Source organism: Roseovarius sp. MMSF_3350, assembly GCF_030733425.1.
Lineage (GTDB): Bacteria > Pseudomonadota > Alphaproteobacteria > Rhodobacterales > Rhodobacteraceae > Roseovarius.
Map to the genome: position 1 here is coordinate 22,849 of NZ_JASHIZ010000008.1, position 10,883 is coordinate 33,731.

Annotated in this window: 14 protein-coding genes; 3 read left to right on the top strand and 11 right to left on the bottom strand. The window is 64.4% G+C overall.

The window, feature by feature from the left end; translation table 11 throughout:
- Positions 1-69 precede the first annotated feature (69 nt).
- The gene (phaZ, locus tag RBB31_RS09200; protein WP_306128995.1) at positions 70-1,368 is read left to right on the top strand and encodes a polyhydroxyalkanoate depolymerase; all 1,299 of its coding nucleotides are present in this window, start codon (positions 70-72) and stop codon (positions 1,366-1,368) included.
- A gap of 133 nt (positions 1,369-1,501) precedes the next feature.
- Here the strand turns inward: phaZ and RBB31_RS09205 are convergent, their stop codons facing one another.
- From RBB31_RS09205 to RBB31_RS09225, 5 genes are all read right to left on the bottom strand, one after another.
- On the bottom strand, positions 1,502-2,230 hold the full coding sequence (locus RBB31_RS09205; protein ID WP_306128996.1) for an alpha/beta fold hydrolase: 729 nt from the start codon (positions 2,228-2,230) through the stop codon (positions 1,502-1,504).
- Positions 2,231-2,364: 134 nt separating this feature from the next.
- Entirely contained in the window at positions 2,365-3,117 is a 753-nt protein-coding gene (locus RBB31_RS09210) for a carboxylesterase (RefSeq protein WP_306128997.1), read from the bottom strand.
- Positions 3,118-3,203: 86 nt separating this feature from the next.
- On the bottom strand, positions 3,204-3,380 hold the full coding sequence (locus RBB31_RS09215; protein WP_306128998.1) for a hypothetical protein: 177 nt from the start codon (positions 3,378-3,380) through the stop codon (positions 3,204-3,206).
- Positions 3,381-3,554: 174 nt separating this feature from the next.
- Entirely contained in the window at positions 3,555-4,796 is a 1,242-nt protein-coding gene (locus tag RBB31_RS09220) for an MFS transporter (RefSeq protein ID WP_306128999.1), read from the bottom strand.
- A 24-nt stretch (positions 4,797-4,820) separates the two neighbouring features.
- Entirely contained in the window at positions 4,821-5,006 is a 186-nt protein-coding gene (locus tag RBB31_RS09225; protein WP_306129000.1) for a hypothetical protein, read from the bottom strand.
- Positions 5,007-5,324: 318 nt separating this feature from the next.
- Here RBB31_RS09225 and thrS point away from each other — a divergent pair, with 318 nt between their 5' ends.
- Complete coding sequence (gene thrS, locus RBB31_RS09230; protein WP_306129001.1) at positions 5,325-7,304, top strand: threonine--tRNA ligase; 1,980 nt, start codon at positions 5,325-5,327, stop codon at positions 7,302-7,304.
- A gap of 90 nt (positions 7,305-7,394) precedes the next feature.
- Here thrS and RBB31_RS09235 read toward each other — a convergent pair whose 3' ends face one another.
- Together RBB31_RS09235 and RBB31_RS09240 are read right to left on the bottom strand one after the other, a co-directional pair.
- A complete protein-coding gene (locus RBB31_RS09235) occupies positions 7,395-7,763 on the bottom strand; it encodes a hypothetical protein (protein ID WP_306129002.1) in 369 nt (122 codons plus the stop codon).
- An 18-nt stretch (positions 7,764-7,781) separates the two neighbouring features.
- On the bottom strand, positions 7,782-8,093 hold the full coding sequence (locus tag RBB31_RS09240; protein ID WP_306129154.1) for an arsenate reductase family protein: 312 nt from the start codon (positions 8,091-8,093) through the stop codon (positions 7,782-7,784).
- Positions 8,094-8,303: 210 nt separating this feature from the next.
- Here RBB31_RS09240 and RBB31_RS09245 point away from each other — a divergent pair, with 210 nt between their 5' ends.
- On the top strand, positions 8,304-8,510 hold the full coding sequence (locus RBB31_RS09245; RefSeq protein ID WP_306129003.1) for a cold-shock protein: 207 nt from the start codon (positions 8,304-8,306) through the stop codon (positions 8,508-8,510).
- A gap of 34 nt (positions 8,511-8,544) precedes the next feature.
- On the opposite strand, the gene RBB31_RS09250 is transcribed toward RBB31_RS09245, so the two are convergent.
- The 4 genes from RBB31_RS09250 to RBB31_RS09265 all read right to left on the bottom strand — a co-directional run bounded on the left by RBB31_RS09250 (position 8,545) and on the right by RBB31_RS09265 (position 10,868).
- The gene (locus tag RBB31_RS09250; protein ID WP_306129004.1) at positions 8,545-8,841 is read right to left on the bottom strand and encodes a hypothetical protein; all 297 of its coding nucleotides are present in this window, start codon (positions 8,839-8,841) and stop codon (positions 8,545-8,547) included.
- A 176-nt stretch (positions 8,842-9,017) separates the two neighbouring features.
- A complete protein-coding gene (locus RBB31_RS09255; protein ID WP_306129005.1) occupies positions 9,018-9,296 on the bottom strand; it encodes a hypothetical protein in 279 nt (92 codons plus the stop codon).
- 292 nt (positions 9,297-9,588) lie between these two features.
- The gene (locus tag RBB31_RS09260) at positions 9,589-10,077 is read right to left on the bottom strand and encodes a dihydrofolate reductase (protein WP_306129006.1); all 489 of its coding nucleotides are present in this window, start codon (positions 10,075-10,077) and stop codon (positions 9,589-9,591) included.
- Entirely contained in the window at positions 10,077-10,868 is a 792-nt protein-coding gene (locus tag RBB31_RS09265; RefSeq protein WP_306129007.1) for a thymidylate synthase, read from the bottom strand. The genes RBB31_RS09260 and RBB31_RS09265 overlap by 1 nt, the downstream gene beginning before the upstream one ends.
- Positions 10,869-10,883: the final 15 nt, after the last annotated feature.

Below are 10,883 nucleotides of genomic sequence, written 5' to 3' on the forward strand. Positions count from 1 at the left end.
TGGCCGCGCAGGCCCGTGGGACTGCGACGAATGGAACCAACTCGGCGGTTTGCGCCGAAGGAGCAAGTAATGCGGTACATGGCCACCTACGACCTGATGGAAACCATGCGAAACACCAACCAGTGGTTGGGCGCGACGGCGTTTTCCATGGCATCTTACCCCATCTTCGCGCTGACCCCAAACCCCGCGTTTCAATGGCTGGCCGCCTGGGGCGAGGTGACCGAGCGCACCTTTCAGCGGATGGTGGCGAAACCCGACTGGGGGATCGAATCGATCACCGGCGAGGACGGGCGCGACCACCTGATCAGCATCGAGACGGTGGTGGAAAAGCCGTTTGGCGACCTCATCCACTTCAACGTGCAGGGGCGCGACGAGATGGACCGCCGCGTTCTGCTGGTCGCGCCGATGTCCGGGCATTACGCGACCCTGTTGCGCTCGACCGTGAAATCGCTGCTGCCGGATTGCGAGGTTTACGTGACCGACTGGCACAACGCCCGCGACATCCCCGTCAGCGAAGGCAAGTTCGATGTCGAGGATTATACGCTTTACCTGGTGGAATTCATGCGGGAGCTTGGCCATGACCTGCACGTCATTGCCGTCTGCCAGCCCGCGCCGCTGACACTCGCGGCGACGGCCTACCTCGCCGAGCAGGACCCCGATGCACAGCCCCGTTCGCTGACGCTTATCGGCGGGCCGATCGACCCTGACGCGACACCGACCGAGGTGACGGATTTCGGCCATAGCGTGACGATGGGCCAGCTGGAAGGCACCATGATCCAGCGCGTCGGGTTCAAGTACAAGGGCGTAGGGCGCAAGGTCTATCCGGGGCTGTTGCAACTGGCCTCGTTCATGTCGATGAACGCCGAGCGTCACAGCCAGGCGTTCCTGAATCAGATCAGCCGCGTGGCGCAGGGCGAGGCGAGCGACCGCGACCCGCACAACAAGTTCTACGACGAATACCTTGCCGTGATGGACATGCCGGCGGAGTTCTACCTGTCGACGGTCGAACGCATCTTCAAGGCGGGCGAGATCGCCAGGAACGAATTCGTGGTCGATGGCCACAAGGTGGATATCGGCGCGATCAGCAAGGTCGCGGTCAAGACGGTCGAGGGCGGCAAGGACGACATCTCGGCGCCCGGGCAATGCGTGGCGGCGCTGGACCTGCTGACCGGACTGCCCGACGACATGAAGGCCAGCCACCTGGAGCCCGAGGCGGGCCATTACGGCATCTTCGCGGGCCGGTCCTGGCGCAACAACATCCGGCCCCTGGTGCTGGACTTCATCGACGCCAATTCCGAGGACCCGGCGGCGCGCAGCCGCACGAAGTCGCGCAAGGACAAGAAGAAGGCCAAGATCGCGGCGGAGTGAAGGTGCGCCTTGGGCGGAGAGATCCCGGATCAGGTCCGGGATTACCCCGTCTTTGTCCACGCGCGGAAGAAAGGCGCGGCAAGGCCGCGCCGCCGCGCATCGCCGGGCCCCGGCACAGCGATGCGCGGCCGCCCTACCCCGCCTCGACCCGCCGGTGCAGAACCAGCGGCTGTTTCAGCCAGACGCGCAGCGCGGCCGTCACGGCTTCGGGCGACTCAAGCGTCGGCAGGTGGCCGGCCTCCTGCACCAGCGCAAGCTCGGCATTGGGGATGAGACCGGCCATGAACTCGTGCCGCTTTACCGGCGTGAGGGTGTCATGCACGCCGCACATCACCAGCGTCGGGACGTGGATCTTGCGCAGCGTCGCCTGGTAGTCGCGGCGGCGCTGCAGCGCGCGGACCTGGCGGGTGATCGCCTCGGGGCCGAGGTTCTCGGCCATCTTGGTCACCATGTGCAGGATCGAGGTGCGGTCTGCATTGGGTGCCAGGTGTTCGGGGCGCAGGAGCGCCGCCACGGCCTGGTCGGTGAAGCCCGCGCGCAACTTGGTCACGATGGGTTCGTAATTGGCGGCCGATTGCGGCGTCTCGGCCAGCGAGTTCGTGTCCATCAGGCAGAGTCTTGTCACCCGGTCGGGCGCGCGGCGCACGATTTCCAGCGCCACGATGCCGCCCATCGACAGCCCCGCCAGCGCAAAGCGGCGCGGAAGATGGTCGAGCAGGCCCGAGGCGATTTCCTCGACCCGGTCGCCGTGGGAGATGGGCGCGACCGTGACAGGCAAATCGGGGCTGAGCGCCGCGATCTGGGGGCCGAACAGACGTGCGTCACACATCATGCCCGGCAGAAACACCAAGGGGTCCTTCATTGCTGCTTTCCTTAGCCTGCCCGCGCGCTTTGCGCTGTTTTATGAAGGTGATTCTGCCACAGGCGCGGCGGAAAACCAAGGAAAGTTGCGCAGGCTACTGCAATCCGCCGAACTGGCGGGGACGATGTCGGCGCTCACCCGATGCGCTCGAGCACGTCTTCGATGGAGCGTGTCATGAGCGCGAGGCAGTCCGGGTCGGAAAAGCGGTGATCGGCGCCGTCCACGAGGGTCAGGCGCATGTCGCGGCCCTTGACATGATCCAGCAGACGTAGCGCCACCGACATGTCCACGTCCGCGTCCGCCGTGCCTTGCAGGAAGCGCACCGGGAAGAGCAGCTTGAGGTCCGAGCGCAGCACGAGGTTGTCACGCCCTTCCTCGATCAGGCGATGGGTGATGATGTAGGGCTCGTCATACTCGCTGGGCAGGGCGAGACGGCCCTTGGCCTTGAGTTCGGCGCGCTGCGCCTCGGTAAAGCCTGCCCACATGCTGTCTTCGGTGAAATCCGGCGCGGCGGCGATGGTGACGAGGCCCGCGATGCGGTCGGGGATGGCGCGGGCCATGAGCAGGGCGATCCAGCCGCCCATGGAGGAGCCGACGAGGATTTGCGGGCCGTCGGTCAGTTCTTCGATCGCGGCCTGTGCGTCCGCCGCCCAGTCGCCGATGCAGCCATCTGTGAACGCTTCGCTGCTTTGTCCATGTCCGGAATAGTCGAACCGCAGGAAGGCGCGGCCCGTGCGCTTGGCCCAGTCTTCGAGGTGCAACGCCTTGGTGCCTTCCATGTCGGACTTGAAGCCGCCGAGAAAGACCACGCCCGGCCCGTCACCGTCGGTCTTGTGATAGGCCAGACGCCGCCCTTGCGGCGAGGTCAGCAACTCTGTCTCTGCCATCGGTGTTCCCTTTCACGCGTTGAAGGGAACCTGTCACCCAAAGGGCGGCGTTTCAAGCCGCTTGCCCCCGTCAGGGGCGTCAAGCGTCAGAGGATGGAACCGATGGTCCGCTCGATGCGGTCGAGCGTGTATTCCCGCTCGCGCCCCGGCTTGTCGGGGACCGCGCTGGCGGGGAAGCCCTGGTAGGGCGTTTCGTCATTGTCGATCCCGTCGCGATCCTCGCCGCGTTCGGCATGTGTTAAACCTGTCTCGGAGCGTGCCATTGATCTGCCATTTTGTTGCGTTCGCGTCTGCAGGCCTCGTTGGACCTGACATTCGATATAGCACAGCGCGCTGGCTTGAAAATTCCCTATATTTCACAATATGTTACAGTGACCCGTGGCATACGGGCGGATACAATCCGGTGCAATTGCATACCGCCTGGTATCTGCTAGGCCTCAGGTGACATCGCGCAAACCGAGCGCCGCAAGACCGCCCAAGGCCGACATGGCCGCGAACCCGATCAGCGCGGCATTTGGACCGACCCAGCTGAGCACGCCGCCGAAGGCCCCGGCCAGCAGCAGGATGATCCCGATGGCGAGGTTGGCGACGGCGGAATTTACCGTGCGGCGATCCTCGGGCGAGATGTCGACGAGGTAGGTGGAGCGCGCCTGCCGCACGCCGTGATAGGCGACCATCAGAACGAAGAGCACGCCGGGGATGATGGCGGTGGTCTGCGCCCATCCGGCAAGGTTGGCGGCCACACCCGCAGCCATGGCCAGCGCGCCCAAAAGGCCCGCCGCCAGAAGCATCAGGCGGCTGGACCGGTCGGCCAGCCAGCCCCAGGCGTAGGAACTGACGAAGCCCGCCGCCGAGGAAGCCACGAGCAGCGCGCCAAGGGTGCGCAGGTTGTCCGTCTCTTCGTTGCCTTGCGTGGTCATCACGGCCAGGAAAGGTGGCGCCAGCGCGGTGGCGGTCAGCAGGCCGCGCACGAGGATGAAGCGGCGCAGGTTCGCGTCCTCGCGGATCACATCGCGGAAACGGTGCAGGCCGGTGTCCTTTTGCGGAGTGCTGTCGTCTTCGTCGAGGGTCGAGAAGATGACGGCGGCGGTGATCCAGAGGCAGGCCGCGAGGGCGATGGCGGCGATCACGGCGGTCCTGGACTGGATGAGGCCCGCCAGCATCAGCCCGGCAAAGACCAGCACGGCGATGGACGCCACCGAGCCCGCCATGCCGGTCACCGCGCCGCGCTTGGTCTGGCCGACGGTCTTGCCCAGAATGTCCTTGTAGGAGACAGAGCAGGCCGCGCGAAAGAGCGCCAGCGTGGCCAGCAGCACGCAGATGGCAAGGCCCGCGGCCCAACCTTGCAGGAAGAGGGCCGAGGCGGCGATGCCGGCGGCCATGGCCCCCTGCCCCCCGCTGCCTACGACCCACATCCAGCGTCGCTGTTTGCGGTGTTCCAGCCACGGCGCGAGCAGGACCTGCGGCAAGAGCGCACCGGCCTCGCGCAAGGGCACCAGTAGCGCGACAAGGCTGCCCGGCGCGCCGAGAACGCCCAAGAGCCAGCTGAGCACCAGCTTGGGGTCGATCAAGCCATCGGCAATTTTGGTGAGGCTGAGAGAAAAGATATGCCGAAGCCCGTTGCGGGCCTCGGCCTTGTCACTTTCCTGTCCTGTCAGTCGTTCGAATGAGGCTTGCACTGCGCACCTTGTCGTTGAGGCGGGTTAGCCTCCGACATAGGGCGCGGACTTGGGACGGTAAAAGATTTTCTGGTTGTGCAGGCGACCCAGCAGGTCGTGAATGCGGCGCGTCACCGGCTCGGGCTGGTGCGCCTTCGACTGGTGCAGGGCGCTTTCGATCAATTCCATGTCTTCGACCGAAAGTTCGAAATGTTCGTTAAAGCGGCTCATGACGTTCTGCTCCTTCGCTGTGCTGCAGTCGGCGATAACTAAAACGGAATGTACGTTTCGTTTTACTTATATAGGGAATCGCAGCGAGTCGTAAAGTGTGATTTTTCTCATATTCTTGGTGCGTTGCGGCTCATGTCGCCGCAATGCGGCCCGGCGGAAAAGCATACATTTGCACACCGAATCCCCTGCCGCACGGCCATTCAGGCCCAGGATCCGGGAGGTTTACTTGACTTGCTCGCGCGCGCAGGCCACAAGCCGCGCAGACCATAACTTGCAACCGGGCGTTCCGTGGGCGCCAAACTGACGAGGAGGCCAGACATGGCTCAGATCTCCCTTACCCTTCCCGATGGCAATGCGCGACAATACGACGCCGGAGTGACCCCGGCCGAGGTGGCCGCTGATATCTCGACCTCGCTGGCGAAGAAGGCGATTTCGGCCCATGTGGACGGCAAGCACTGGGACCTGGCCTGGCCCATCGAGCAGGATGCCGAGATCGCCATCAACACGATGAAGGACGAGGAAGCCGCCAACGAGCTTGTGCGCCACGACCTTGCCCACATCATGGCCCGCGCGGTGCAGGAGATCTGGCCCGACACGAAAGTCACCATCGGGCCGGTGATCGAGAATGGCTGGTATTACGATTTCGACCGGGCCGAGCCGTTCTCGCCCGAGGATCTGGGTGCCATCGAGAAGAAGATGCGCGAGATCATCAACCTGCGCGACCCCGTGCGCACCGAGGTGTGGGAGCGCGACCGCGCCGTGCAGCACTACAAGGACAATAATGAGCCCTACAAGGTGGAGCTGATCGACGCCATTCCGGGCGACGAGCCGTTGCGGATGTACTGGCATGGCGACTGGCAGGACCTGTGCCGGGGTCCGCATTTGCAGCACACCGGACAGGTGCCGGCGGATGCGTTCAAGCTGATGTCCATCGCCGGGGCCTATTGGCGTGGGGATTCCAGCCGGCAGATGTTGCAACGGATCTATGGCGTGGCCTTCACCGGCAAGGAAAAGCTGAAGGCGTACCTGAACTTCCTGGAAGAGGCCGAGAAGCGCGACCACCGCAAGCTGGGCCGCGAGATGAGCCTGTTTCACATGCAGGAAGAGGCCCCGGGACAGGTGTTCTGGCACCCCAACGGCTGGACGATCTATACCCAGTTGCAGGATTACATGCGCCGCAAGCAGCGCGCCGGAGGCTATCGCGAGATCAACACGCCGCAGGTCGTCGACCGCAAGCTGTGGGAGAAATCCGGCCACTGGGACAAGTACCAGCACCACATGTTCATCGTGGAAGTGGACGAGTCCCGCGACGGCGAGGATGACGACGCGGGCGTCAAGAACAAGGACCAGACGCGGATCAACGCGCTGAAGCCGATGAATTGCCCCTGCCACGTGCAGGTGTTCAACCAGGGTCTGAAATCCTATCGCGACCTGCCCCTGCGGCTGGCCGAGTTCGGGTCTTGCGCCCGGTTCGAGCCGTCGGGCGCGCTGCACGGGATCATGCGGGTGCGCGGATTCACCCAGGACGACGCGCATATCTTCTGCACCGAAGAGCAGATCCAAGAGGAATGCGCGCGGTTCATCGACTTTCTCGCGGATGTCTACCGCGAGCTGGGCTTTCCCGAATTCGAGATCCGGTTCGCCACGCGCCCCGAAAAGCGCGTGGGCAGCGACGAGTCGTGGGATTACGTCGAGGGCGCGCTGGAAAACGCGATCAAGGCGGTGGGGCGTGAGTATACGCTGGAGCCGGGGGATGGCGCGTTCTACGGGCCGAAGCTGGACTTCTACCTGACCGACGCCATTGGCCGGGTCTGGCAGTGCGGCACGTTCCAGGTGGACCCCAACCTGCCCGAGCGCCTGGACGCGACATATATCGGCGCGGATGGCGAGAAGCACCGGCCCTTCATGCTGCACCGCGCCTGCCTTGGGTCGTTCGAGCGGTTCGTCGGCATCCTGATCGAGAACTGGGAAGGCAAGCTGCCCTTCTGGCTGGCCCCGCGTCAGGTGGTCGTGGCCTCGATCGTGTCGGAGGCGAACGAGTACGTGCTGGACGTGGTCGAGCAGCTGAAGGCGGCGGGCGTGCGGGCCGAGGCCGACCTGCGCAACGAGAAGATCAACTACAAGGTCCGCGAGCATTCGGTGGGAAAGGTGCCGGTGATCCTGGCCGTGGGCATGCGCGAGGTCGAGGAAAAGACCGTGTCGGTGCGCCGCCTGGGCGAAAAGCAGACCAGCGTTCAGAGCCTCGAGGAGGTCACGGCATCGCTGGCCAAGGACGCGACGCCGCCGGATCTGGGCTGACAGGTCAATTCAAGGAAAACCCGCCCCGGCCCCCGAGCCAGGGCCTCCCGCAACAAGAGGCCCCGGGTCAAGCCCGGGGCGGGTCTCACCTCAGAAATGCGCCTTGGGTTCGTCCGGTTTGCCCGCCGCGATGGCCAGCAGACCGGCCAGTCCGACGAAACCGATGGGGAAAAGCGTGAAGGCACCGATGCCGAAGGTGTAGGCCATCAGCCCGGCCGAGATCAGCATCAGGACGCCGCCCCACAGCGCCCGCGCCTTGGACATGGCCGCCCCGGCAATGGCCAGAAGCGGCGAGACAAAGCTGGCGGTGCGCACCAGCCCCTCGCGGTCGAGCGCGGAGGCAAGCCCCTCGACCTCGCCATATTCCCGGATGAACTCGGTATAGCCGAAGCTGAAGAACCCGACGATCAGGGCGAGGCAGCCGCCGATGATTCCCAGGACAAGTGCCGCGTTGCGCATGACGGTCTCCCTTCTCGGTCAGGCCAGCGCGGCCTGCACGTCCTTGCCCCAGCCGAGGTAGAGCGTGCCGCCATCGTCGATCAGCGGGCGCTTCATCAGCGTCGGGTGCGCGGCCAGCAGATCCAGAGGGTCTTTGACACGCTCCGACTCGCCGAGGCCGCGCCATGTGGTGGAGCGGGTGTTGAGCAGGGCTGCGCCGAACCGTTTATGGGCCTTTTCGAGAACGTCGGCGGGCACGCCATCGGTGCGGACATCGCGGAATTCTGCGTTTCCAAGGGATTTCAGCGCCTTGCGGCAGGTATCGCAATTTTTCAGCCCGTAGAGGATCATTTTCGCTCCGCTCATGTTTTCATCGTGCCCCCCTACCTAAGCATCGGGAACGCGTGTTTCACTTGCTTTTTACACGATGCGCACAATCTTCTTATCTGTGGTCTTGGTTCTGCCTCCCGCGGCCTTCGGGCCGACGCGCGGGATCGCGGTCCCCCTTGGCGACATGGCCCGGCATATCCGGGGAAGACAACGGCAAGAAGGAGAAGCGGAATGCCGACCGGCACCGTTAAGTGGTTCAATACGACGAAGGGCTATGGCTTCATCGCCCCGGAAGAAGGCGGCAAGGACGTCTTCGTGCATATCAGCCAGGTGGAACAATCCGGGATGACCGGCCTGGCCGACAATCAGAAAGTCGAATACGAGCTTCAGGACGGCCGCGACGGCCGCCCGATGGCCGTCAACATAAAGGCGGTCTGATCCCGCCTTTCACCCGCGCGAGGCAGCACTCTCTTCAGGCCGGGTTCTCGGCCTGAACCTTATCCCAGTTCTCTCCCATCGCGACGATGCACGATGTGCCGGTGGCGTAAGTCACGACCAGTGTCCAGCCGCCAGCGTCGTCCGTCCAGACCTCCATCACCTGATCCGGGCCTTGCGTGCCGCGGGCAAAGCGCGCCTCGCCGAACTGGCGCGACAGTTTCTGCACGAGCGCATGGCTGGGTTCGCAGAGAATGTCCGCGATCGGGCTGGTCGCCGCCGCCGGCGTGGTGCCGAGAACGATGAGCGCGAGGCCGATGATATGCCTGAACATGGCGGTGCTCCTGTAATTGCCTGCACCGCCCGAATGTAACAGATTCATGACGTCACGTATAGTGCCTGTATATACGCAGCATATACGCAACCACGAGCCGACCCGATTGCGCCGGACAAAGAAAGGGCGCGCCACAGGCACGCCCTTTCCCGAAACCCGGAATTGTCAGTGGCGGGTCAGAAACAACCCTTTTCGCCTTCCGCACAGTTGGAGGAGCGGCGCGGCTTGTAGACGTGCAGCCGTTTCTTAGGCGTGGGATGCTGCATCACCTGTTTGTAGCTTTGCGACTGGTTCGGACTCCCGCAGGAGATGACACCGGAAATGGTGATCGGCTGCAGGCCGTAGGGGCAATAGTTTTCCTTGGAGTGGTACGGATAGATCTTGGCGTCGGCAAACGCCGGCCCGGCGATGGCGGTGATGGCCAGCGCGGCCACGATGGGTTTAAGAATTTGCATAAGATCCTCGTTCGCTATGAATTTTTCCAAGCCCGTCCCACGGATACCGGATATGGTACGCAGTGGCGGGGGTGTGTCAATTTTTAATGTGGGAGCGTGTGGTGCCGGTGCGTGGTGCCGGTGCGTGGACGGGGGCTCTGCCGGGGCGCGCCCGACCTGGAGGGCGCATGGTGGTTCCGATCCGGGTGGTCTCGCCCACAGGCTCGCGCCGGTCATTTTGGGTCTGACATCGCAAACGCGCCCTCCGGGGGGAGGTCGGGCGCGGCCCGGCAGGGCCGGGCGGAACGGTTGATCAGCGTTTGCGCAGAAGCTCCACCACCTCGCAGCGCGGGTCGTCGGACTGGAGCACAAAGCGGGTCGTTTCCTCCCACTCCGCCGCCTCATACTCCGGGAACCACGTATCGGCGTCCTCGACGGCCAGATCGACCTCGGTGATCACCAGACGGTCGGCGCGGGGCAGAAGCGCGTCGTAGATCCCCGCCCCGCCGATGCCGCAGATATGGGCGTAGCCGGCGTCATGGGCGGCGGCGATGGCGCTGTCGATGGAGCGATGGACGTGCTCGGCGCCGTCGGGCGTGCCGGAGGACACGACCAGATTCAGGCGGTTCGGCAGGGGGCGGAAGCGCTCGGGCAGGCTTTGCCACGTGCGGCGGCCCATGATGCAGGCGGTGCCGGTGGTTTCACGCGAAAAGAACTTGAGGTCGGCGGGGATGTGCCACGGGATGCCCCCCTGTCGCCCGATGGCGCGGTTGCGGTCGGTCGCCACCACCAGCGAGATCATCAGACCGCCACCGGGGCAGGAATGTGCGGATCGGGGTCGTAGCCGGTGATTTCGAAATCCTCGTACCGGAAATCGAAGATCGATTTGACGTCCCGGGTGATGCGCAGCGTCGGCAGCGGCTTGGGTGTGCGGGAGAGTTGCAGTTTCACCTGATCCACATGGTTGGAATAGATATGCGCGTCGCCGAAGCTGTGCACGAAATCGCCGGGTTCGTAGCCGGTGACATGCGCCAGCATGTGCAGCAGCAGCGCGTAGGAGGCGATGTTGAACGGCACGCCGAGGAACATGTCGGCGGACCGCTGGTAGAGCTGCAGGTGCAACTTGCCCCCCGCAATGCGCACCTGCCAGAGCGTGTGGCAGGGCGGCAGCGCCATGTCGGGCACGTCGCCCGGATTCCAGGCCGAGACGATCAGGCGGCGACTGTCGGGGGTTTCGCGGATCATCTGCATCAGGGTTTCGATTTGGTCGATCTCGCCCACCGGCCCCGGCCAGTGGCGCCACTGGTGGCCATAGACGGGGCCGAGGTCGCCGTCCGCGTCCGCCCATTCATCCCAGATCGAGACGCCGTTTTCCTTGAGATAGGCAATGTTGGTCTCGCCCGAGAGGAACCACAGCAGTTCGTGGATGATCGAGCGCAGGTGCAGCTTCTTGGTGGTCACCAGCGGAAAGCCGTCGGCCATGGCATAGCGCGATTGCAGCCCGAAGGCCGAGATCGTGCCGGTGCCGGTGCGGTCGGTCGAGGGCACGCCATGCTCCATCACATGGGCCAATGCGTCGTGATATTGCTTCATCGGGTCTTTCCGCCT